Genomic DNA, 22,679 nt, shown 5'->3' on the forward strand with positions numbered 1-22,679 from the left:
AGGAGGGGGACACCGTTTCCGGTGTCCCCCTCGGGTGACTAGTCGCGGGCCGCGGTCAGGTGTTCGGCGTGTTCCTGGAGCGATCGGACGCCGACGTCGCCGCGGTTCAGCGCGTCGATGCCCTGGACGGCCGCCGCGAGGGCCTGGACCGTGGTGAGGCACGGTACGGAGCGGGCCACCGCCGCCGTACGGATGTCGTAGCCGTCGAGGCGGCCGCCGGTGCCGTACGGGGTGTTGACGATGAGGTCGACCTCGCCGTCGTGGATGAGCTGGACGATGGTCTTCTCGCCGTTCGGGCCCACGCCCTCGGACTGCTTGCGCACCACGGTCGCGTGGAGGCCGTTGCGCTTGAGGACCTCGGCGGTGCCGGAGGTGGCCAGCAGCTCGAAGCCGTGGGCGACCAGCTCGCGCGCCGGGAAGATCATCGAGCGCTTGTCCCGGTTGGCGACCGAGACGAACGCGCGGCCCTTGGTCGGCAGCGGGCCGTACGCGCCGGCCTGCGACTTGGCGTACGCGGTGCCGAAGACCGAGTCGATGCCCATGACCTCGCCGGTGGAGCGCATCTCCGGGCCGAGGATGGTGTCGACGCCGCGGCCGTGGACGTCGCGGAAGCGCGACCACGGCATGACGGCCTCCTTGACGGAGATCGGCGCGTCCAGCGGCAGGGTGCCGCCGTCCCCGCTGCGCGGCAGCAGGCCCTCCTGGCGCAGCTCGGCGACGGTCGCGCCGAGCGAGATCCGGGCGGCGGCCTTGGCCAGCGGCACGGCGGTCGCCTTGGAGGTGAAGGGCACGGTGCGGGAGGCGCGGGGGTTGGCCTCCAGCACGTAGAGGATGTCGCCGGCCATGGCGAACTGGATGTTGATCAGACCGCGCACGCCGACGCCCTTGGCGATGGCCTCGGTGGAGGCGCGCAGGCGCTTGATGTCGAAGCCGCCGAGGGTGATCGGGGGCAGCGCGCAGGCCGAGTCGCCGGAGTGGATGCCGGCCTCCTCGATGTGCTCCATGACGCCGCCGAGGTAGAGCTCGTGGCCGTCGTAGAGGGCGTCGACGTCGATCTCGATCGCGTCGTCGAGGAAGCGGTCCACCAGGACGGGGCGGGTCGGCGAGATCTCGGTGGACTCGGCGATGTACGCCTCCAGGCGCGCCTCGTCGTAGACGATCTCCATGCCGCGGCCGCCGAGCACGTAGGACGGGCGGACGAGGACCGGGTAGCCGATCTCGTCGGCGATGGCCTTGGCGCCGGCGAAGGTGGTGGCGGTGCCGTGCTTCGGGGCGGGCAGTCCGGCCTCGGCGAGCACCCGGCCGAAGGCGCCGCGGTCCTCGGCGGCGTGGATGGCCTCCGGGGAGGTGCCGACGACGGGGACGCCGTTGTCCTTGAGCGCCTGGGACAGGCCGAGCGGCGTCTGGCCGCCGAGCTGGACCACGACTCCGGCGATGGGGCCGGCCAGCGACTCGGCGTGCACGATCTCCAGCACGTCCTCCAGGGTGAGCGGCTCGAAGTAGAGCCGGTCGGAGGTGTCGTAGTCGGTGGAGACGGTCTCCGGGTTGCAGTTGACCATCACGGTCTCGAACCCGGCGTCGTGCAGCGCGAAGGAGGCGTGGACGCAGGAGTAGTCGAACTCGATGCCCTGGCCGATGCGGTTGGGCCCGGAGCCGAGGATGATCACGGCGGGCTTGGTCCGCGGCGCGACCTCGGACTCCTCGTCGTAGGACGAGTAGAAGTACGGGGTGCGGGCGGCGAACTCGGCGGCGCAGGTGTCGACCGTCTTGTAGACCGGGCGGATGCCGAGCGCGTGGCGCACCTCGCGGACGACGTCCTCGCGCAGACCGCGGATGCCGGCGATCTGGGCGTCGGAGAAGCCGTGGCGCTTGGCCTCGGCGAGCAGCTCCGGCTCCAGCTTCTCGGCCGCGGCGAGCTCGTCGGCGTACTCCTTGATCAGGAACATCTGGTCGACGAACCAGGGGTCGATCCGGGTCGCCTCGAAGACCTCCTCGGGCGTGGCGCCCGCGCGGATGGCCTGCATGACGGTGTTGATCCGGCCGTCGGTCGGGCGCACGGCGTCCCGCAGCAGCTCGTCCTTGTCCCCCGGGTCGCCGGTGAAGTCGAACTGGCTGCCCTTCTTCTCCAGGGAGCGCAGGGCCTTCTGGAGGGCCTCGGTGAAGTTGCGGCCGATGGCCATGGCCTCGCCCACCGACTTCATGGTGGTGGTGAGGGTGGAGTCGGCGGAGGGGAACTTCTCGAAGGCGAACCGCGGGGCCTTGACCACGACGTAGTCGAGGGTGGGCTCGAAGGAGGCCGGGGTCTTCTCGGTGATGTCGTTCGGGATCTCGTCCAGCGTGTAGCCGACGGCGAGCTTCGCGGCGATCTTGGCGATCGGGAAGCCGGTCGCCTTGGAGGCGAGCGCCGAGGACCGGGAGACGCGGGGGTTCATCTCGATGACGATGATCCGGCCGTCGGCCGGGTCGACCGCGAACTGGATGTTGCAGCCGCCGGTGTCGACGCCGACCTCGCGGATGATCGCGATGCCGATGTCGCGCAGCCGCTGGTACTCGCGGTCGGTGAGCGTCATCGCGGGCGCCACGGTGATGGAGTCGCCGGTGTGGACGCCCATCGGGTCGAAGTTCTCGATGGAGCAGACGACCACGACGTTGTCGTTCTTGTCGCGCATCAGCTCCAGCTCGTACTCCTTCCAGCCGAGGATGGACTCCTCCAGGAGCACCTCGGTGGTCGGGGAGAGCGTGAGGCCCTGGCCGGCGATGCGGCGCAGCTCCTCCTCGTCGTGCGCGAAGCCGGAGCCGGCGCCGCCCATGGTGAAGGAGGGGCGGACGACGACGGGGTAGCCGCCGAGGGTGTCGACACCCGCGATGACGTCGTCCATGGAGTGGCAGATCACCGAGCGGGCGGACTCGCCGTGGCCGATCTTGCCGCGGACGGCCTCGACGACCTCCTTGAAGAGGTCGCGGTCCTCGCCCTTGTTGATCGCCTCGACGTTGGCGCCGATCAGCTCGACGTTGTACTTCTCCAGCACGCCCTGCTCGTGCATGGAGATCGCGGTGTTGAGCGCGGTCTGGCCGCCGAGGGTGGGCAGCAGCGCGTCGGGGCGCTCCTTGGCGATGATCTTCTCGACGAACTCGGGGGTGATCGGCTCGACGTAGGTGGCGTCGGCGATCTCCGGGTCGGTCATGATCGTGGCCGGGTTGGAGTTGACCAGGATGACCCGCAGGCCCTCGGCCTTGAGGACACGGCAGGCCTGGGTGCCGGAGTAGTCGAACTCGGCGGCCTGGCCGATGACGATCGGGCCGGAGCCGATGACCAGGACGGACTGGATATCGGTGCGCTTAGGCACGCTCGGCCTCCATCAGAGCGGTTTCCATCAAAGACGTGAAGCGGTCGAAGAGGTACGCGGCGTCGTGCGGGCCGGCGGCCGCCTCGGGGTGGTACTGGACGCTGAAGGCGGGCTGGTCGAGCAGCCGCAGGCCCTCGACCACGTCGTCGTTCAGGCAGACGTGGGACACCTCGGCGCGGCCGTAGGGGGTGTCGGAGACCTTGTCGAGCGGGGCCTCGACGGCGAAGCCGTGGTTGTGCGCGGTGACCTCGACCTTGCCGGTGGTGCGGTCCTGCACCGGCTGGTTGATGCCGCGGTGGCCGTACTTCAGTTTGTAGGTGCCGAAGCCGAGGGCCCGGCCGAGGAGCTGGTTGCCGAAGCAGATGCCGAAGAGCGGGGTCCGGCGCTCCAGGACCGCCTTGATGACCGTGAGGTCGGCGGTGGCCGGGTCGCCCGGGCCGTTGGAGAGGAAGACGCCGTCCGGGTTCACCGCGTAGACCTGCTCGGCGGTGGCGGTGGCGGGCAGCACGTGCACCTCGATGCCGCGCTCGGCCATCCGGTGCGGGGTCATGCCCTTGATGCCGAGGTCGAGGGCGGCGACGGTGAACTTCTTCTCGCCGATGGCCGGCACCACGTAGGTCTCGGTGGTGGCGACCTCGGCGGAGAGGTCGGCGCCCTTCATCTCGGGGGCCTGCTGGACGCGGGTGAGCAGCTCCGCGTCGTCGCCGAGCGCCTGGCCGGAGAAGATCCCGACGCGCATGGCGCCGCGCTCGCGCAGGTGGCGGGTGAGCGCGCGGGTGTCGATGCCGGAGATCCCGACGACGCCCTGGGAGGCGAGCTCCTCGTCGAGGGAGCGGCGGGAGCGCCAGTTGGAGGGGATGCGGGCGGGGTCGCGGACGACGTAGCCGGAGACCCAGATCCGCTTCGACTCGTCGTCCTCGTCGTTGACGCCCGTGTTGCCCACGTGGGGGGCGGTCATCACGACCACCTGGCGGTGGTAGGACGGGTCGGTGAGGGTCTCCTGGTATCCGGTCATGCCGGTGTTGAACACCGCCTCGCCGAAGGTCTCCCCCACGGCCCCGTAGGCGCGGCCGCGGAAGATGCGGCCGTCCTCCAGGACGAGTACGGCGGGAGCTTTGCCGGCTCCCCGGGTGGAGATCGTCATCGTGCGGTGCCTTCCGTCGTCTTGATCATGTTCTCGATTGCGTCGACCCAGGTGGTCTGCTCGGCCGCGTGGTCCGAGCGGAAGCCGGAGTCGATCTCCCGGTCCCCGTGCGCCCAGGTGACGATCAGCAGACCGCCCTCGGCGAGGACCTTGCCCGCGATGCCCTTGTCGAGCCGGGCGCCGCGCAGGGCGCCGGCCGGTACGAAGAAGTCCCGGGCCCCGGGGCGCACCACGGTGAGCCCCTGGTCGGTGAGCGTGAGTTCGGCGCGGCTGCGCACGCCGAGGCCGTGGGCCACGATCCGGTCGAGCCACTGCCCGGCCGTGGTGGAGCCGTGGTAGCGGCCGGTCATCGTGAGCAGCGCCTCGCCGGGCGCCTCGGGCGCCTCGGGGAGTTCGGGCAGGTCGGACTGGAGGCTGCCGCGCCACTTCCATCCCTGGCGCATCAGCCAGTAGACGAAGGCGACGAAGAGGAGCAGGCCGACCACCCAGCCGATCCGGGCGGCCCAGTCGGTGACCTCCGCCGACTTCCGCTCGGCGTCGGCGGCGGCCTGTGCGGCCAGATTCATCAGTGCAGGTGTCACGCCAGCTTCCCGTCCACGACCGTTGCCCGGCCCCGCAGGAAGGTGTGGGTGACGCGTCCCGGCAGCTCGCGGCCCTCGTAGGGGGTGTTGCGGCTGCGGGAGGCGAAGCCCGCGGGGTCCACCACACCACGGTATGCCGGATCGACCAGCGTGAGGTTCGCGGGCTCACCAGCCGAGACGGGCCGTCCGTGGCCCTGGGCCCGTCCGATGCGCGCGGGGGCGAACGACATCCGGTCCGCCACCTGGGCCCAGTCGAGGAGCCCGGTCTCGACCATCGTCTGCTGGACGACGGAGAGCGCGGTCTCCAGGCCGACCATGCCCATGGCGGCCGCGGCCCACTCGCAGTCCTTGTCCTCGTGGGGGTGCGGCGCGTGGTCGGTGGCGACGATGTCGATCGTGCCGTCGGCGAGCGCCTCCCGCAGGGCCAGCACGTCGCGCTCGGTGCGCAGCGGCGGGTTGACCTTGTAGACGGGGTTGTAGCTGCGGACCATCTCGTCGGTGAGCAGCAGGTGGTGCGGGGTGACCTCGGCCGTGACGTCGATGCCGCGGGACTTGGCCCAGCGGACGATCTCCACGGAACCCGCGGTGGAGAGGTGGCAGATGTGCACCCGGGAGCCGACGTGCTCGGCGAGCAGGACGTCGCGGGCGATGACCGACTCCTCGGCGACGGCGGGCCAGCCGCCGAGTCCGAGTTCGGCGGAGACGACGCCCTCGTTCATCTGGGCGCCCTCGGTGAGGCGGGGCTCCTGGGCGTGCTGGGCGACGACGCCGCCGAAGGCCTTCACGTACTCCAGGGCGCGGCGCATGATGACCGCGTCGTCGACGCACTTGCCGTCGTCGGAGAAGACGGTGACGCCGGCGGCGGAGTCGTGCATGGCGCCGAGCTCGGCGAGCTTCTTGCCCTCCAGGCCCACGGTGACGGCGCCGATGGGCTGCACGTCGCAGTAGCCGGACTCCTTGCCGAGCCGGTACACCTGCTCGACGACGCCGGCGGTGTCGGCGACGGGGAAGGTGTTGGCCATGGCGAACACGGCGGTGTAGCCGCCGCTCGCGGCGGCGCGGGTGCCGGTCAGCACGGTCTCGGAGTCCTCGCGGCCCGGCTCGCGCAGGTGGGTGTGGAGGTCGACGAGGCCCGGCAGCAGGATCTGGCCCCCGGCCTCGATCACCCGGGCGCCCTCGGCGGAGAGCCCGGTGCCGACGGCGGCGACGGTCTCGCCGTCGATCAGCACGTCCTGGGCTTCGCCGCCCAGCACCTTCGCCCCGCGGATAAGGATCTTGCTCATGGTTCTTACTTCTCCTCGGTACGGGGGTTGGGTGCGTCGGATTCGTTGCCGCCGAGCAGCAGGTAGAGGACGGCCATCCGGATGGAGACGCCGTTGGCGACCTGCTCGATGACGGTGCAGCGGTCGGAGTCGGCGACCTCGGCGGTGATCTCCATGCCGCGGACCATGGGTCCGGGGTGCATCACGATGGCGTGGCCGGGCATCCTGGCCATCCGGTCGCCGTCGAGGCCGTAGCGGCGGGAGTACTCGCGCTCGGTGGGGAAGAACGCGGCGTTCATCCGCTCGCGCTGGACGCGCAGCATCATGACGGCGTCGGACTTGGGGAGCACCGCGTCGAGGTCGTAGGAGACCTCGCAGGGCCATGCCTCGACGCCGACCGGCACCAGGGTGGGCGGCGCGACGAGGGTGACCTCGGCGCCGAGGGTGTGCAGCAGGTCGACGTTGGAGCGGGCGACCCGGCTGTGCAGCACGTCGCCGACGAGGGTGATCCGGCGGCCCGCCAGGTCCTGGCCGATCCCGGCGTCGCGGCCGACGAGGCGGCGGCGCATGGTGAAGGCGTCCAGCAGGGCCTGGGTGGGGTGCTGGTGGGTGCCGTCGCCGGCGTTGATGACGGGGGCGTCGATCCAGCCGGAGGTGGCGAGCCGGTAGGGGGCGCCGGAGGCGCCGTGCCGGATGACGACCGCGTCGACGCCCATGGCCTCCAGGGTCTGCGCCGTGTCCTTCAGGGACTCGCCCTTGGAGACGCTGGAGCCCTTGGCGGCGAAGTTGATGACGTCCGCGGAGAGGCGCTTCTCGGCGGCCTCGAAGGAGATCCGGGTGCGGGTCGAGTCCTCGAAGAAGAGGTTGCACACGGTCCGGCCGCGCAGGGCCGGGAGCTTCTTGATCGGCCGGTCGGCGACCCGGGCCATCTCCTCGGCGGTGTCGAGGATGCGGACCGCTTCGTCGCGGGTGAGGTCGGCGGCCGAGATGAGGTGGCGCATCATCGGGGTGTTCTCTCCAGATCTGTGGAGTCAGACAGGCATGCGGGCGCGCGGCAGCGCTCGCCGTACGCGGGGGTGGCGGTACGGCGGAGCTACTGCTCGCCGGCCGGAGCGGTGTCCTTCAGCCCGAGCAGCACGGTGTCGCGACCGTCCTCCTCGGCGAGCTGGACCCGGACCGTCTCGCGGAGCGACGTGGGGATGTTCTTGCCGACGTAGTCGGCGCGGATGGGCAGCTCGCGGTGGCCGCGGTCGACGAGCACGGCGAGCTGCACGGCGCGCGGGCGGCCGATGTCGCCGAGGGCGTCCAGCGCGGCGCGGATGGTGCGCCCCGAGAAGAGCACGTCGTCGACGAGGACGACGAGGCGGCCGTCGACGCCGGAGGCGGGGATCTCGGTGCGGGCGAGCGTCCGCGCGGGCTTCAGGCGCAGGTCGTCGCGGTACATGGTGGTGTCGAGCGAGCCGATGGCCATCTTCTGGCCGGTGATGCCTTCGAGCTTGTCGGCGAGCCGGCGGGCGAGGTGCACGCCGCGCGTCGGGATGCCGAGGAGCACCACGTCGTCGGCGCCCTTGGCGCGTTCGACGATCTCGTGGGCGATGCGGGTCAGTGCCCGCGCGATGTCCGGGGCCTCCAGAACGGGCCGGGCGGCATCGGTGCTGTGCTGTGCGTCCATACGAAACGGACCTCCTTCTCCGTCTCACGGGACGGCTCTTAAAGGACGTCGGAATTGCGCCGTCCACGTTACCAGGGCTTCATGGGTGTACTGATCCGGGTACGCCGGTCCGTGGCCGGAACCGGTCCGGACCATTCGGCTTGACTCAGCCAAGTCACGCTGCGTAACCTCACAGTGAGTTACCAGTCGCGCGGCGGAGCCGCACGTTGTCCATGCGTCCGGGGAGCCATATGTCCAGCGAATACGCAAAGCAGCTCGGGGCCAAGCTCCGCGCCATCCGCACCCAGCAGGGGCTTTCCCTCCATGGCGTGGAGGAGAAGTCCCAGGGCCGCTGGAAGGCCGTCGTGGTCGGTTCGTACGAGCGCGGCGACCGTGCCGTGACCGTGCAGCGCCTCGCCGAGCTGGCGGACTTCTACGGCGTCCCGGTGCAGGAGCTGCTTCCGGGCACGACGCCGGGCGGGGCCGCCGAGCCGCCGCCGAAGCTCGTCCTCGACCTGGAGCGCCTGGCGCACGTCCCGCAGGAGAAGGCGGGCCCGCTCCAGCGGTACGCGGCCACGATCCAGTCGCAGCGCGGGGACTACAACGGCAAGGTGCTCTCGATCCGCCAGGACGACCTGCGCACCCTGGCCGTGATCTACGACCAGTCCCCCTCGGTGCTGACCGAGCAGCTCATCAGCTGGGGCGTCCTGGACGCGGACGCCCGTCGCGCGGTCGCGCACGAGGAGAACTGAGCGACCCCCGCACACCCCTTCTGAAAAAACGTCACGCCCGAGGGCGGGACCGGTCCCGGACCGGTCCCGCCCTCGGGCGCGTTCACGTCCCCGGGCCCGGTGCGCACAACGCACCGGGCCCGGGGCGGGAGGATGGTGGTCCTCCCGCCCCGGGCCCGGTGGAAGCCGTCCGGCCGGCCGCTCGGTCAGTCGCGGCGCAGGCTCGGCTTGAGGTCCTTGAAACGGCCCAGCAGGCCGTTCACGAAGGACGGCGACTCGTCGGTGGAGAACTCCTTGGCGAGCTGCACCGCCTCGTCGATCACCACCGCGTCCGGCGTCTCGTCCACCCACACCAGCTCGTACGCGCCGAGGCGGAGGATGTTGCGGTCGACGACCGGCATACGGTCCAGCGTCCAGCCGACCGCGTACGTGGCGATCAGCTCGTCGATGCGGTCCGCGTGCGCCGCGTACCCCTCGACGAGGTCCATCGTGTACTCGGCGACCGGCGGCTGGCGGTCGTCCGACCGCGCGTGCCGCACCCAGTCCGCGAGGACGCTCTGCACGGACGCACCGCGCTGGTCGGCCTCGAAGAGGATCTGGAAGGCGCGCTTGCGGGCCTTGTTACGGGCGGCCACGGTTAGCTGTTCACCCGGCCGAGGTAGTCGCCCGAGCGGGTGTCGACCTTGATCTTCTCTCCGGTGGTGATGAAGAGCGGGACCTGGATCTCGTAGCCGGTCTCCAGGCGCGCGGGCTTGGAGCCGCCGGTGGAGCGGTCGCCCTGCACCCCGGGCTCGGTGTGCTCGATGACCAGCTCGACTGCGGCCGGGAGCTCGACGTAGAGCACCTCGCCCTCGTGCTGCGCGACGCTGGCGGTGAAGCCCTCGATGAGGAAGTTCGCCGCGTCGCCGACCTGCTTGCGGTCGACCATGAGCTGGTCGTACGTCTGCATGTCCATGAACACGAAGTACTCGCCGTCCATGTACGAGAACTGCATGTCACGGCGGTCGACGGTGGCCGTCTCGACCTTCACGCCTGCGTTGAAGGTCTTGTCGACGACCTTGCCGGAGAGCACGTTCTTGAGCTTGGTGCGCACGAAGGCAGGGCCCTTGCCGGGCTTGACGTGCTGGAACTCGACGACGGACCAGAGCTGGCCTCCGTCGAGCTTGAGCACCATGCCGTTCTTGAGGTCGTTCGTGGAAGCCACGGTTGCGGAATCTCCTGGACTGACGCTGGTGGACGACGAAGTGGCCGCGGGTGCGCGCTAGAGCGCGAGCAGCTCCTTGGTCGTGATGGTGAGTAGCTCGGGTCCGCCGTCCGCCTCCTGGCGCACGACGAGCGTGTCATCGATCCGGACCCCGCCCCGTCCCGGGAGGTGGACCCCCGGTTCGACGGTGACCGGCACGCAAGCGTCCAGTTTACCCATGGCCGCAGGGGCCAGTTGCGGGTCCTCACCGATTTCCAGCCCGACACCGTGCCCGGTCCGCGGGGCGAGGTGCTCGCCGTGCCCCGCGGCGTCCAGCACCTGACGGGCCGCATGGTCCACGTCGCGGTACGCCGTCCCCGGCCGCAGGGCCTGTCGCCCGGCGCGCTGAGCGGCGAAGACCAGGTCGTACAGCTCGATCTGCCAGTCCGCGGGCGAGGTGCCGATCACGAAGGTGCGGCCGATCTCGCAGCGGTAGCCGCGGTAGTTCGCGCCGAGCGAGACGGAGAGGAAGTCGCCCTCCTCCACCCGCCGGTCCGAGGGCCGGTGGCCCTGGAGGCCGCTGTGGGGCCCGGTGGCGACGGAGGTGGGGAAGGCGGGGCCGTCGGCGCCGTGGTCGACGAGGCGGCGCTCCAGCTCCAGGGCGAGATGCCGTTCGGTCCGGCCGACGAGGATCGACTCCAGCAGCTCCCCGAGCGCCTGGTCGGTGATCTCGGCGGCGATGCGCAGCGAGGCGATCTCGTCGTCGTCCTTCACGATGCGCTGCTGCTCGACGGCGAGGCCCAGGTCGGCGATCCGCACCCGTGGGGCGGCCGCGGCGACGGCTCGGTGGCGGGCGACCGTCAGGTGGTGCTCCTCGACGGCGAGCGCCGGCGCGCCCGCGCCCTGGGCCAGCTCCGCGGCGGCGACGACGGGGTCGGCGGCGCCGGCCGGCAGCACGGCGATCCGGAGCCCGTCGTCGGGCCGCCCGGACGGCGGATCGCCCTCCGGGCCCGGGGGGCACAGCAGCACGTCCTCGCGGCCGCCCAGCAGCAGGGCGGCACCGGGCGGGGCGGCACCGGCGAGATAGCGGACATTGGCGGGCCGGGACACCAGGACCGCCGCGCTTCCGGCCGCCGCGCAGCGGTCACGCAGCCGGCCGCGGCGGACGCCATAGACCTCGGACATTCCTCGAGCGTACGAGTCCCCGGGGCACTCGGCCCGGCGACGGACCCGGGCGGGTGTTCCCGCGGCGGCGGGAGATCCGGCCCGTCCGGCGCGCGATCCCGGACCGCCCGCCGCGAGATCCGCTGGGAAGCGGCCCGGCCCCCAGCAGCCGGACGGGCCGGCAAGCCGCCGCCCGCCCGGGGGCCTACCAGGTCGGCGGGCTGGCGATCGCGCGGGCCAGGACCTCGTCGAGGACGCGGGCGGTGGTCTCCACGTCGTACTTGGAGTTGTCGATGATCGGCAGGCCCGAGCCGTACCACCCCGCCATCCGGCCGTGGATCCCCGCGACCTCCTCGTCGGAGAGGCGGCGGTTGCCGGAGCGCTCCGCGTTGCGTTCGAGGACGATCTCCAGACCGGGGAGGAGCACCACGGGCAGCAGGCCGGGGCCGACGTGGCGCTTCCAGCCGCCGAGGCCGACGACGGGACGGTCGGGGAAGACCGCGTCGTCGAGGATGCAGGAGATCCCGTTGGCGAGGAAGTTGCGGGCGGCGAAGCCGCAGGTGCGGCGCGCCAGGCGGTACTGGGCCTCGGAGTGGTCGTTCCAGCCGTCCTGGGGGTCGGCGAACCCCGAGCAGACCCATTCGCGGACGTCGTCGAGGCTGATGTGCGCGGTGGGCACCCTACGGGTCCTGGCCCAGTGGCGGGCGACCGTGGTCTTCCCCGCCCCCGCGGGGCCGATGAGCAGCACGGCGAGCATGGCGGCGCCCGTGCCGTCGGACGGCGGCGGAGCGGGCAGGGGGACGGGCTCGCCCGGCGGCAGCTGGACGTGTCCCGTCGTCTCGCGCAGCGGCGGTCCCGAGGGGTGCCGGGGCGCGGGTCCGGTCCAGCCGCCGGGCACCGGCGGCGCCGAGGGGTGCGGCCCCGGCGGCCCCTGCGGGGGCGGCGGAGGCGGCGGCCCGCCGGGCGGGCCGGGCACCGGCCCGGGGTGGTGAGCGCTGGGTGTCCATGCGGCCGGCCCCTGCCCCGGTCCGTGGGGCGGCGGCAGCGGAGCCCCCACTGCGTGCTGCATCCGGTGCAACTCCGTCTCGTACGACTGACGCTGACGGGCGGCCGTCGGCCCCCCGACCCCGAACGTTACCCTTTCGCGACCGTTCGGATGTGCGACCGCCCGGGGCCGTCGCCGCGGCGACGGCCCCGGGCGGCGCGAACCGCCCCTCCGGACAGGGCCGTCGGGCCGGGCCGGGCGCAGCGGGTCAGGCGTCCAGCTCCTCCACCAGCGCGCGGAGCGCCAGCCGGTAGGAGCCGATGCCGAAGCCGGCCACCGTGCCGCTGGCCACGGCGGCGACCACGGAGGTGTGGCGGAACGCCTCCCGCGTGTACGGGTTGGAGATGTGCACCTCGACGAGGGGCGCGGTCCGCTGCGCCGCGGCGTCCCGCATCCCGTACGAGTAGTGGGTGAAGGCCCCCGGGTTGAGAACGACCGGAATCGCATGGTCCGCTGCTTCGTGGAGCCAGCGGATCATCTCGCCCTCGTCGTTGGTCTCCCGCACCTCGACGTCGAGGCCGAGTTCCTTCCCCAGCGTCCCGCACGCCTCGACCAGGCCCGCGTAGGACGTCGAGCCGTAGACGTCGGGCTCGCGGGAGCCGAGGCGGCCCAGGTTCGGCCCGTTGAGGACCAGGACGCGGCGGCTCACGCGGAGACCTCTCCGAACGCCGCGAGCAGCACGGCCGGGTCGGGGCCCTCCAGCACGGTCGGCTTGCCGAGCCCGTCGAGGACGATGAAGCGCAGCACGCTGCCGCGGGACTTCTTGTCGACCTTCATGGTCTCCAGCAGCTTGGGCCACTGGTCGCCGCGGTAGGTGAGCGGCAGCCCGACGGACTCCAGGACGCTGCGGTGCCGGTCGGCGGTGGCGTCGTCGAGCCGGCCCGCGAGGCGGCCCAGCTCGGCGGCGAAGACCATGCCGACGGAGACGGCCGCGCCGTGCCGCCACTTGTAGCGCTCGTTCTTCTCGATGGCGTGGGCCAGGGTGTGACCGTAGTTGAGGATCTCCCGCAGCCCCGACTCCTTCAGGTCGCTGGAGACCACGTCGGCCTTGACCCGGATCGAGCGCTCGATGAGTTCGGCGGTGTGCGGACCGTCCGGCGTACGGGCGCCCTGCGGGTCCGACTCGACGAGGTCGAGGATGACCGGGTCGGCGATGAAGCCCGCCTTGATGATCTCGGCCATGCCGCTGACGTAGTCGTTGACGGGCAGCGAGTCCAGCGCGGCCAGGTCGCAGATGACCCCGGCCGGCGGGTGGAAGGCGCCGACGAGGTTCTTCCCCTCGGCGGTGTTGATGCCGGTCTTGCCGCCGACGGCCGCGTCGACCATGGCGAGCACGGTGGTCGGGACGGCGATCCAGCGCACCCCGCGCAGCCAGGTCGCCGCGACGAAGCCGGCGAGGTCGGTGGTGGCGCCGCCGCCGACCCCGACGATGACGTCGGTCCGGGTGAAGCCGGTCTGGCCGAGGGCCTTCCAGCAGTAGGCGGCGACCTCGGCGGTCTTCGCCTCCTCGGCGTTCGGCACCTGGACGGCCACGGCCTCGTAGCCCTGGTCGGCGAGGTCGGCGCGGAGCGCCTCGCCCGTCTCGGCGAGCGCCTCGGGGTGCACGACGGCCACCCGCTGGGCCTGCGTCCCGATGAGGCCCGGCAGCTCGCCGAGCAACTGGCGGCCGATCAGCACCTCGTAGGGGTCGGTGCCGGCCGTGCCGCCGACCTGGATACGTGTCACTGCCTGGTCCGTCACTGCTTCTCCTGGCGGGGGTCCGGGGTCGTCTCCCCCGGTGTCTCGGTCTTCAGCTCCAGCGCGTCGAGGACGGCGTCGGCGACCTCGGCGGGGGTGCGGTCGTCGGTGGCGACGACGGCGCGGGCGACCTCGGTGTAGAGGTGGCGGCGGGCGTCCATCAGCTCCCGCCACTGGCGGCGGGGGTTGACGGCGAGCAGCGGCCTGGCCTGGTTGAGGCCGACCCGGCGGACGGCCTCCTCCACCTCCATCGAGAGGTAGACGACCGGCAGGCCGCCGAGCAGCCCGCGGGTGCCCTCGTCGAGGACCGCGCCGCCGCCGAGGGCGAGGACCCCGGGGTGGCCGGCGACCGCGGCCGCGACCGCGGTGCGCTCCAGCTCCCGGAAGCGGGCCTCGCCCTCGTCGACGAAGATGTCGGAGATCTCGCGGCCCTCGGCGGCGACGATGTCGGCGTCGGTGTCGCGGAACGCCACGCCGAGCCGCTCGGCGAGCAGTTCGCCGACGGTGGTCTTGCCGGATCCCATGGGCCCGACCAGCACGATCAGCGGGGCGCTCACCGGATGTGGAGGTTGTCGAGGTAGGCGCGGACGTTGCGCCGGGTCTCGGTGACGCTGTCGCCGCCGAACTTCTCGGCGACCGCGTCCGCGAGGACGAGCGCCACCATGGCCTCGGCCACGATGCCGGCGGCGGGCACGGCGCACACGTCGCTGCGCTGGTGGTGGGCGGCGGCGGGCTCGCCGGTCTCCACGTCGACGGTGCGCAGCGCCCTCGGGACGGTCGCGATCGGCTTCATCGCGGCGCGCACGCGCAGCAGTTCACCGGTGGACATGCCGCCCTCGGTGCCGCCGGAGCGGCCGGAGGTGCGGCGGATGCCCTCGTCGGTGGGGACGATCTCGTCGTGGGCCTGGGAGCCGGGCACCCGGGCGAGGTCGAAACCGTCGCCGACCTCGACGCCCTTGATGGCCTGGATGCCCATGAGCGCGCCGGCCAGCCGGGCGTCGAGCCTGCGGTCCCAGTGGACGTGCGAGCCGAGGCCGACGGGCACGCCGTAGGCCAGCACCTCGACGACGCCGCCGAGGGTGTCGCCGTCCTTGTGGGCCTGGTCGATCTCGGCGACCATCGCCTTGCTCGCGTCGGCGTCCAGGCAGCGGACGGGGTCGGCGTCGAGGCGCTCCTCGTCGGCGGGGACGGGGACGACGCCGTACGGCGCCTTGGCGGCAGCCAGTTCGACGACGTGGGAGACGATCTCGATGCCCGCCGTCTCCTTGAGGTAGGAGCGGGCGACCGCCCCGAGGGCCACCCGGGCCGCGGTCTCCCGCGCGCTCGCGCGCTCCAGCACCGGGCGCGCCTCGTCGAGGGCGTACTTCTGCATGCCCGCGAGGTCGGCGTGACCGGGGCGGGGGCGGGTGAGCGGGGCGTTGCGGGCGAGCTGCGCGAGCTCGTCCGGATCCACCGGGTCGGCCGCCATGACCTTCTCCCACTTGGGCCACTCGGTGTTGCCGACCATCACGGCGACCGGCGAACCCATGGTCAGGCCGTGGCGGACGCCGCCCAGGAAGGTGACCTCGTCGCGCTCGAACTTCATCCGGGCACCGCGCCCGTAGCCGAGACGCCGCCTGGCGAGGTGGTCAGCCACCATGTCGGTGGTGACGGGGACGCCGGCGGGAAGACCCTCCAGCGTCGCCACCAGGGCGGGTCCGTGCGACTCGCCCGCGGTCAGCCAACGCAACCTGCTCAACGGTGCTCCTCATGCTCGCGCCTCGTACTGCGACGGCACGGCCCGGGGCACCTCCCAGGGGTGAACTGGGGGCGCGCGGCCCAGGCCCGCCTCCCCCGATCCTCCCACGTCCCGGCCCGCCCCCCGGCCACCGTCCCATCAGGCGGACGTGGAGCGGGACGGCTCAGTGCGCGTCGTTCCCGCCGGGGCGGGCGGCCGGGGCGTAGGAGCCGAGGAAGGCGGCGCCGCCCTGCTGCGGGGCCGGGGGCTCGGCCGGCGACGCGGCGGGCTGCCGCGCGGCGGGCGCGTACGGGCCGAGGAAGTCCGCGCCGCTGGGCCCGGCGGGCTGCGGGGCAGGGGGTGCGTACGGGCCGAGGAAGTCCGCGCCGCTTCCGCCGCCGCCCGCACCGGACGGCGGGGCGGCCACCGGCTGCGGCGACCGGGCGGCGCGCCGCCGGGCCGCCTTCTTGCGGATCGAGGAGATCCAGCCGAGGACCACCAGGAGGACGATCAGGCCCACGATCGGGATCTGCAGCCACTCGGGGAGGAAGGAGACGACTCCTTCGAAGACGTTCTTCAGAATCGATGCCTGCGGCTGACCGGTGTCCATGGCCGGGATCCCCCTGTGCTTTTGTCGTGCTCCTGCTCGAACGGGCCGATCCTAGCGGGCCCGCAGGGCCTCTTCGCCCGCCGTGCGCATGGCCTCGACCGGTACCGGGGAGACGCCCGTCATCTGCTCGCACTGGAGCACCGCCTGGTGGACCAGCAGGTCCAGGCCGCCGACGACGGCGCCGCCCCGCTCGCCCCAGGCCGACGCCAGCCGGGTGGGCCACGGCTCGTACAGGACGTCGAAGAGGGTGCCGGGCCGGGACGGGACCGCGGCCGCCAGTGCATCGGTGGTGCCCGAGGGCGTGGTGGCCACCACCAGGGGTGCGGTCAGGGCCCGGGCGGCATCGGCCCAGTCCGCGACCGTGACGTCGACGCCGAGCCGCTCTCCCCAGCCGCGCATCTCCGCCGCCCGGGCGGCGCTGCGGACGTAGGCGGTGACCGGGCCCGTGCACAGGTGCGACAGGGCGGCCAGCGCGGAGGACGCGGTGGCCCCCGCGCCGAGGACGGCGGCGGAGTCCACCTTCTCCACACCGGCCTCGCGCAGGGCGGCGATCATCCCCGGGATGTCGGTGTTGTCGCCGGTCCTGCGCCCGTCCTCGGTGAAGATCAGCGTGTTCACCGCCTCCACGGCGGCCGCCGTCGCGCTGATCTCGTCGAGCAGCGGGATGACGGCCCGCTTGAGCGGCATGGTCAGCGACAGGCCCGCCCAGCTCTCGTCGAGGGAGGCGACGAACCCCGGCAGCGCGGCCTCGTCCACCTCGAAGCGCCCGTAGGTCCGGCCGGCCAGGCCCATGGCGGCGTACGCGGCGTTGTGGAGCACCGGGGAGAGCGAGTGGGCGACGGGCGAACCGAGCACGGCCGCCCGCCGCGCCCCGGGCCTAACTGGCATTGAACTTGTCCTTCAGCTTCAGGAAGTCTCTGTGGGTCTTGGCGAACTCCGTCACCTTCATGCCGTCCGTGGCGACGAAGTACATCCAGCCTTCGTCCGTCGGGTTCAGCGCCGCCGCGATGGCGTCGTTGCCCGGGTTGCTGATCGGCCCCGGTGTCAGGCCCCGCTGGGTGTACGTGTTGTACGGGTCCTGGTTCTTGTTGATCTCGGCCTCGGAGATGTCGATGTTGCTCTCGCCCTTGAGGTAGTTGAAGGCCGAGTCGAACTGGAGCAGCTGGTTGGTCTCGGTGTTGGTCGGCTTGAGGCGGTTGTAGACGACCTCGGACATCTTGCGGAAGTCGTCGTGCGTCTTGCCCTCGACCTGGACGAGGCTGGCGATCGTCAGCAGTTCCCAGGGGCTCTTCAGGCCCAGCCCGTCGGCCTTCTCCTCCAGGCCGGCCTTCTCGTACTCCTGGTTCGCGCGGGCGACCATCTTCTTCAGGACGTCCTCGGGCTTGGCGCCCTTGGCGACGGGATAGGCGGCCGGGAAGAGGAAGCCCTCCAGCGGGTCCTTCAGGTCGGCGTGGCCCTTGGCCCATTCGGGGAGTCCGAGCGAGTCCGCGTTCTTCTCGGCGACGTCCTCGGTGGTGCCGGCCTCCAGGCCGAGCCTCTTGTCGATGTCGGCGTAGATCGTGGCGTTGCGGCGGCCCTCGGCGATGATCAGGTTGTTGCGGCTGGCGTCGCTGAGCATCAGCTCGACCGCGCTCTTCGCCGACATCTCCTTCTTCAGGAGGTAGTTGCCGTCCTGGATGGAGCGGCCCTTGGGGTTGTCGTTCTGGGCCTGGATGAAGGCGTCGACGCTCTTGACGACGCCCTCGCGCTTGAGGATCTGACCGATCGTCGAACCGGTCGCCCCCTTGGGGATCTCGACCGAGACCTGGCCGGTGCCCGATCCGGCGAAGTCCTCGACCGTGCCGCGGTCCTGCCAGAACTGGTAGCCGAAGTACCCGACCCCGCCGACGCCGCCGACCAGGACCGCCGCGACGACCAGGCACGCCAGGCCGTTCCGGCCGCCCTTCCGCTTACCGGCGCCGCGACCGCCGCCGGAGCGCGGGGCGTCGTCGTGGTCGTCGTATCCGTCGTCGTCGCCGTCGTCCCCGTCGTGACCGCCGTCGCCGCCCCCGGCCTGCTCACGCCCGCGTCCGCGGCTCTCGCCGCGGCGGCCCGTGCGGGCGTCCTCACCGGTGAAGAACGGGTGGTCCTCCTCCTGCTCGGCCTCCCGGTCCCAGTCGGAGACGGGTTCCGGTTCGGGCTGGGGACGGCCGCGGCGGGAGGGCGGTTCCGGCGGCGGGTAGGCCTCGGGGGTGGCGTAGTAGTCGGCCTCCTGCCGGCTGCCGTAGCCCTGGGGGTGGGCGCCGTGACCGCCCGTCCCGTCCGTGCCGTACGGCACGGCCGCCTGCTGACCGGTGTCCCAGGATCCGTCGTAGCCCTGGCCGCCGTACTGCTGCTGCTGTTGCTGCTGCGCGTACGGGTCCTGCTGCCCGTACTGCTGCTGGGCGTACGGGTCCTGCTGCCCGCCGTACTGCTGGTGCTGCCCCTGCTGCTGGTACTGCTGCTGCGCGTACTGCTGCTGCGCGTACGGGTCCTGGCCGCCGTACTGCTGCTGCTGTTGCTGCTGCGCGTACGGGTCCTGCTGCCCGTACTGCTGCTGGGCGTAGGGATCCTGCTGCCCGCCGTGCTGCTGGTGCTGCCCCTGCTGCTGATACTGCGGGGACTCACCGGCGTACGGAGCGTGACCCTCGGTGGACTGCCGGCCTCCCCATCCCTGGTCCCCGTACAACGGGTCCTCGGGATGCCACGGTTCGGAGCCGGGGCCCCGGCCATACTCAGTCATCGATCCCCTAGGGCCGCGAGACGGCGAAGACGATCCGCCTCTTCTCTGTGCGCCCGCTGTTCGAACACGGCCGCATTGCGCGGAACGTTACCGTATCGCGATCAGACAATCGTTTCGACGCCCTCGCCCGGGGGTCGGCCCGACACCCGTTCGGACTCCAGGGCGTTCTGCAGGATCACCACGGCGGCGGCCTGGTCGACGACGGACCGGCCCTTCTTCGCCTTCACGCCCGACGCCCGCAGCCCCGCGGTGGCCGTGACCGTCGTCATCCGCTCGTCGACCAGACGGACGGGCACCGGCTTGACGCCCTGGGCGAGCGTGCGGGCGAAGGAACGGACCTTCTTGGCCGCCGGTCCCTCCGTGCCGCTGAGCGAGCGGGGCAGCCCCACCACGATCTCGATCGGCTCGTACTCCTCCACCAGTTGCCGCAGCCGCCGGTGTGCGGCCGGGACGTCCCGGCCGGGGACGGTCTCCACCGGTGTGGCGAGCAGCCCGTCCGGGTCGCACGAGGCGACCCCGATCCGGGCGTCGCCGACGTCGACCGCGAGGCGGCGTCCTCTGCGCATGGCGCTCACTTCCCGTTCCCCGCCGGGGCCGGGGCCGGCCGGACGCGCGCACGGAGGGCCCGTGCGCGCGTCCGGCCCCGCCGCGGACCGGCGGCCGTGCTCACGCGGTCTCGGCGACAAGACGCTCGACGGCGGCGATGGCGTCGCCGATGGCGTCCGGGTTCTGGCCGCCGCCCTGGGCGACGTCGGGCTTGCCGCCGCCTCCGCCGCCGAGGGTCTTGGCGGCGGTGCGCACCAGGTCGCCGGCCTTGAGGCCCCGCTCGCGGGCCGCCTCGTTGGTGGCGATGACGGTGAGCGGGCGGCCGTTCGCCGTGGTGAAGACGGCCACGACGGCCGGGCGGTCGCCCGGGATGCGGCCGCGGACGTCGAGCACCAGCTTGCGCAGGTCGTCGGCGGAGGTGCCGTCGGGGACAGTGCCCGTGGCCAGGGCGATGCCGCGGACGTCCCTGGCGCCCTCGGCGAGGCCGGCCGCGGCGCCCAGCACCTTCTCGGCGCGGAACTTCTCGATCTCCTTCTCGGCGTCCTTCAGCTTGCCGAGCATGGCGGCGATCTTCTCCGGCAGCTCCTCGGAGCGGCCCTTGACCAGCTCCTGGAGCTGGGCGACGACGGTGTGCTCCTTCGCGAGGAAGTTGTACGCGTCGACGCCGACGAGGGCCTCGACGCGGCGGACGCCGGAGCCGATGGAGGACTCGCCGAGCAGCTTCACCAGGCCGAGCTGGGCGGTGTTGCCGACGTGGGTGCCGCCGCACAGCTCCTTGGAGAAGTCGCCGATGGTCACCACGCGCACCCGCTCGCCGTACTTCTCGCCGAACTCGGCGATGGCGCCCTGCTTCTTGGCCTCGTCGATGCTCATGACCTCGGCGTGGACGTCGAGTTCGCGGGAGAGCACCTCGTTGATCTTCTGCTCGACGTCGGTGAGGACCGTGCCGGGGACGGCGTTCGGCGAGCCGAAGTCGAAGCGGAAGCGGCCCGGGGAGTTCTCCGAGCCGGCCTGGGCGGCCGTGGGGCCGAGCGCGTCGCGCAGGGCCTGGTGGGTGAGGTGGGTGGCGCTGTGGGCACGGGCGATGGCCCGGCGGCGGCGCACGTCGATGGCGGCGTACGCGGAGGCGCCGACGGTGACCTCGCCGACCTGCACGACGCCCTTGTGGACGCTGACGCCGGGGACCGGCTGCTGCACGTCGCGGACCTCGATGACCGCGCCGGAGTCCAGCCTGATGCGGCCCTGGTCGGCGAGCTGGCCGCCGCCCTCGGCGTAGAACGGGGTGCGGTCGAGGACGACCTCGACCTCGTCGCCCTCGGAGGCGGCCGGCGAGGAGACGCCGTCCACGAGCAGACCGACGACGGTGGACTCGCCCTCCAGGGAGCCGTAGCCGGTGAACTCGGTGGTGCCCGCGTTGTCGGCGACCTCGCGGTAGGCGGAGAGGTCGGCGTGGCCGGTCTTCTTGGCCTTGGCGTCGGCCTTGGCCCGGTCCCGCTGCTCCTTCATCAGGCGGCGGAAGCCCTCTTCGTCGACGGACAGGCCCTGCTCGGCCGCCATCTCCAGGGTCAGGTCGATCGGGAAGCCCCAGGTGTCGTGGAGCAGGAACGCCTTGTCGCCGGCGAGCACGGTGCCGCCTGCGGCCTTGGTCTCGGTGACGGCGGTGTCGAGGATGTTGGTGCCGCCCTTGATGGCCTTGAGGAAGGCGGACTCCTCGGCCACGGCGACGGTCTCGATGCGGCCGCGGTCGGTGGCCAGCTCCGGGTACTGCTGCCCCATGGTGTCGACGACGACGCCGACGAGGTCCTTCACGACCGGTCCGGTGGCGCCCATCAGGCGCATGTTGCGGATGGCGCGGCGCATGATCCGGCGGAGCACGTAGCCACGGCCCTCGTTGCCGGGGGTGACGCCGTCGCCGATGAGCATGGTGGAGGTGCGGATGTGGTCGGCGACCACGCGCAGCGAGACGTCGGACCCGGCCTCGGCGCCGTAGCGGACGCCGGTCAGCTCGGTGGCCTTGTCCATCACGACGCGCAGGGTGTCGGTCTCGTACATGTTCTGCACGCCCTGCAGGATCATCGCGAGGCGTTCCAGGCCGAGGCCCGTGTCGATGTTCTTGCTCGGCAGGTCTCCCAGGATCGGGAAGTCCTCCTTGCCGTCGCCGGCGCCGCGCTCGTACTGCATGAAGACCAGGTTCCAGATCTCCACGTAGCGCTCGTCGTTGACGGCCGGGCCGCCCTCCTCGCCGAACTCCGGACCGCGGTCGTAGTTGATCTCGGAGCAGGGTCCGCAGGGGCCGGGGACGCCCATGGACCAGAAGTTGTCCTTCTTCCCGAGGCGCTGGATGCGCTCGGCCGGGACGCCGACCACGTCGCGCCAGATCTGCTCGGCCTCGTCGTCGTCGAGGTAGACGGTGATCCAGAGCTTCTCCGGCTCCAGGCCGTAACCGCCCTTGTCCCGGGGGCTGGTGAGCAGCTCCCAGGCGAGCTTGATGGCGCCTTCCTTGAAGTAGTCGCCGAAGGAGAAGTTGCCGCACATCTGGAAGAACGTGCCGTGGCGGGTGGTCTTGCCGACCTCTTCGATGTCGGGGGTGCGCACGCACTTCTGCACGCTGGTGACGCGCGGGGCGGGCGGCTTGACCTCCCCGAGGAAGTAGGGCTTGAAGGGGACCATGCCCGCGGGGACCAGGAGCAGAGTCGGGTCGTCCGCGATGAGCGACGCCGAGGGGACAACGGTGTGGCCGCGCTCCTCGAAGAAGCTCAGCCAGCGGCGGCGGATTTCAGCCGACTCCATCAGTGGTCCTCATTCCGGTTGTACGGGGCCCCGGCGGCGGGGCCCTCGGTGGTGTTCTCGGTGGTGCGGCGGCCGTCGTCGGTGCGGCGGCCGTCGTCCGTCAGCGCGTACGGGCGGGGCGCCGGCGCGGGCCCGCCGCGCCCGACGGCCGGGCGCCGGGAGGCCGGGGGCAGTCCGGGGCGCTCGTTCAGGCCGAGGGCGTCGCCGAGTTCGGCCTCGCGCTGCGCCATCTGCGCGCGGATGTCGACGGCGATCTCCTTGAGCCGGTGCCCCGCGTCGACCGCCTTGCCGGCGGCCTGGGCGGCCAGGCTCTCCGGGGTGAGCTGCTTCAGCTTGCGGTTGACCTTGGTGGTGGCCCACACGCCGGCGCCCACGCCCGCGGTGAACCAGAAGGTACGGCGGAACATGGA

Annotated in this window: 21 protein-coding genes; 1 reads left to right on the forward strand and 20 read right to left on the reverse strand. The window is 72.3% G+C overall.

Features of this window, described 5'->3' with window-relative positions:
- Nucleotides 1–38: 38 nt before the first annotated feature.
- From carB to pyrR, 6 genes are all read right to left on the reverse strand, one after another.
- On the reverse strand, nt 39–3,347 hold the full coding sequence (gene carB / locus IAG43_RS04730; protein ID WP_187739500.1) for a carbamoyl-phosphate synthase large subunit: 3,309 nt from the start codon (nt 3,345–3,347) through the stop codon (nt 39–41).
- Nucleotides 3,340–4,491 (reverse strand): glutamine-hydrolyzing carbamoyl-phosphate synthase small subunit, encoded by a 1,152-nt coding sequence (carA, locus tag IAG43_RS04735; RefSeq protein WP_187739501.1) that lies wholly within the window; start codon nt 4,489–4,491, stop codon nt 3,340–3,342. The genes carB and carA overlap by 8 nt, the downstream gene beginning before the upstream one ends.
- Nucleotides 4,488–5,057, reverse strand: coding sequence for a PH-like domain-containing protein (locus IAG43_RS04740; RefSeq protein ID WP_187744295.1), 570 nt, complete (start codon nt 5,055–5,057; stop codon nt 4,488–4,490). Before IAG43_RS04740 ends, carA begins: the two co-directional genes overlap by 4 nt.
- An 11-nt stretch (nt 5,058–5,068) precedes the next feature.
- On the reverse strand, nt 5,069–6,355 hold the full coding sequence (locus IAG43_RS04745; RefSeq protein ID WP_187739502.1) for a dihydroorotase: 1,287 nt from the start codon (nt 6,353–6,355) through the stop codon (nt 5,069–5,071).
- Nucleotides 6,356–6,360: 5 nt separating this feature from the next.
- Nucleotides 6,361–7,338, reverse strand: a complete 978-nt coding sequence (locus tag IAG43_RS04750) for an aspartate carbamoyltransferase catalytic subunit (RefSeq protein ID WP_187739503.1) — start codon at nt 7,336–7,338, stop codon at nt 6,361–6,363.
- A gap of 89 nt (nt 7,339–7,427) precedes the next feature.
- The gene (pyrR, locus tag IAG43_RS04755) at nt 7,428–8,006 is read right to left on the reverse strand and encodes a bifunctional pyr operon transcriptional regulator/uracil phosphoribosyltransferase PyrR (RefSeq protein ID WP_187739504.1); all 579 of its coding nucleotides are present in this window, start codon (nt 8,004–8,006) and stop codon (nt 7,428–7,430) included.
- Nucleotides 8,007–8,236: 230 nt separating this feature from the next.
- Between pyrR and bldD the strand changes: the two genes are divergently transcribed.
- Entirely contained in the window at nt 8,237–8,737 is a 501-nt protein-coding gene (bldD, locus tag IAG43_RS04760; protein WP_015032294.1) for a transcriptional regulator BldD, read from the forward strand.
- Between the two features lie 185 nt (nt 8,738–8,922).
- On the opposite strand, the gene nusB is transcribed toward bldD, so the two are convergent.
- The 14 genes from nusB to IAG43_RS04830 form a co-directional block, all read right to left on the reverse strand.
- Nucleotides 8,923–9,351: a transcription antitermination factor NusB gene (gene nusB, locus IAG43_RS04765; RefSeq protein ID WP_187739505.1), complete on the reverse strand. Its 429-nt coding sequence runs from the start codon at nt 9,349–9,351 to the stop codon at nt 8,923–8,925.
- Between the two features lie 2 nt (nt 9,352–9,353).
- A complete protein-coding gene (gene efp / locus IAG43_RS04770; RefSeq protein WP_147990772.1) occupies nt 9,354–9,920 on the reverse strand; it encodes an elongation factor P in 567 nt (188 codons plus the stop codon).
- 57 nt (nt 9,921–9,977) lie between these two features.
- Nucleotides 9,978–11,084: a M24 family metallopeptidase gene (locus IAG43_RS04775; protein WP_187739506.1), complete on the reverse strand. Its 1,107-nt coding sequence runs from the start codon at nt 11,082–11,084 to the stop codon at nt 9,978–9,980.
- A 184-nt stretch (nt 11,085–11,268) separates the two neighbouring features.
- Nucleotides 11,269–12,132, reverse strand: a complete 864-nt coding sequence (locus tag IAG43_RS04780; protein WP_187739507.1) for a Pro-rich N-terminal domain-containing protein — start codon at nt 12,130–12,132, stop codon at nt 11,269–11,271.
- Between the two features lie 184 nt (nt 12,133–12,316).
- Complete coding sequence (gene aroQ / locus IAG43_RS04785) at nt 12,317–12,757, reverse strand: type II 3-dehydroquinate dehydratase (protein ID WP_187739508.1); 441 nt, start codon at nt 12,755–12,757, stop codon at nt 12,317–12,319.
- Nucleotides 12,754–13,848, reverse strand: coding sequence for a 3-dehydroquinate synthase (gene aroB, locus IAG43_RS04790; protein ID WP_187739509.1), 1,095 nt, complete (start codon nt 13,846–13,848; stop codon nt 12,754–12,756). The genes aroQ and aroB overlap by 4 nt, the downstream gene beginning before the upstream one ends.
- A complete protein-coding gene (locus IAG43_RS04795; protein ID WP_246574694.1) occupies nt 13,845–14,369 on the reverse strand; it encodes a shikimate kinase in 525 nt (174 codons plus the stop codon). The genes aroB and IAG43_RS04795 overlap by 4 nt, the downstream gene beginning before the upstream one ends.
- Nucleotides 14,370–14,398: 29 nt before the next feature.
- On the reverse strand, nt 14,399–15,583 hold the full coding sequence (gene aroC / locus IAG43_RS04800; RefSeq protein ID WP_187739511.1) for a chorismate synthase: 1,185 nt from the start codon (nt 15,581–15,583) through the stop codon (nt 14,399–14,401).
- A gap of 163 nt (nt 15,584–15,746) precedes the next feature.
- Nucleotides 15,747–16,172 (reverse strand): hypothetical protein, encoded by a 426-nt coding sequence (locus IAG43_RS04805; RefSeq protein WP_187739512.1) that lies wholly within the window; start codon nt 16,170–16,172, stop codon nt 15,747–15,749.
- A gap of 51 nt (nt 16,173–16,223) precedes the next feature.
- Nucleotides 16,224–17,060, reverse strand: a complete 837-nt coding sequence (locus IAG43_RS04810) for a shikimate dehydrogenase (protein WP_187739513.1) — start codon at nt 17,058–17,060, stop codon at nt 16,224–16,226.
- Entirely contained in the window at nt 17,050–18,933 is a 1,884-nt protein-coding gene (gene mltG / locus IAG43_RS04815; RefSeq protein ID WP_187739514.1) for an endolytic transglycosylase MltG, read from the reverse strand. Before mltG ends, IAG43_RS04810 begins: the two co-directional genes overlap by 11 nt.
- Nucleotides 18,934–19,034: 101 nt before the next feature.
- Nucleotides 19,035–19,499: a Holliday junction resolvase RuvX gene (gene ruvX / locus IAG43_RS04820; RefSeq protein WP_187739515.1), complete on the reverse strand. Its 465-nt coding sequence runs from the start codon at nt 19,497–19,499 to the stop codon at nt 19,035–19,037.
- A 100-nt stretch (nt 19,500–19,599) separates the two neighbouring features.
- A complete protein-coding gene (gene alaS / locus IAG43_RS04825; protein ID WP_187739516.1) occupies nt 19,600–22,269 on the reverse strand; it encodes an alanine--tRNA ligase in 2,670 nt (889 codons plus the stop codon).
- Nucleotides 22,269–22,676: a hypothetical protein gene (locus tag IAG43_RS04830; protein ID WP_187739517.1), complete on the reverse strand. Its 408-nt coding sequence runs from the start codon at nt 22,674–22,676 to the stop codon at nt 22,269–22,271. The genes alaS and IAG43_RS04830 overlap by 1 nt, the downstream gene beginning before the upstream one ends.
- Nucleotides 22,677–22,679: the final 3 nt, after the last annotated feature.

The sequence above is a fragment of the Streptomyces genisteinicus genome (assembly GCF_014489615.1).
GTDB lineage: Bacteria > Actinomycetota > Actinomycetes > Streptomycetales > Streptomycetaceae > Streptomyces > Streptomyces genisteinicus.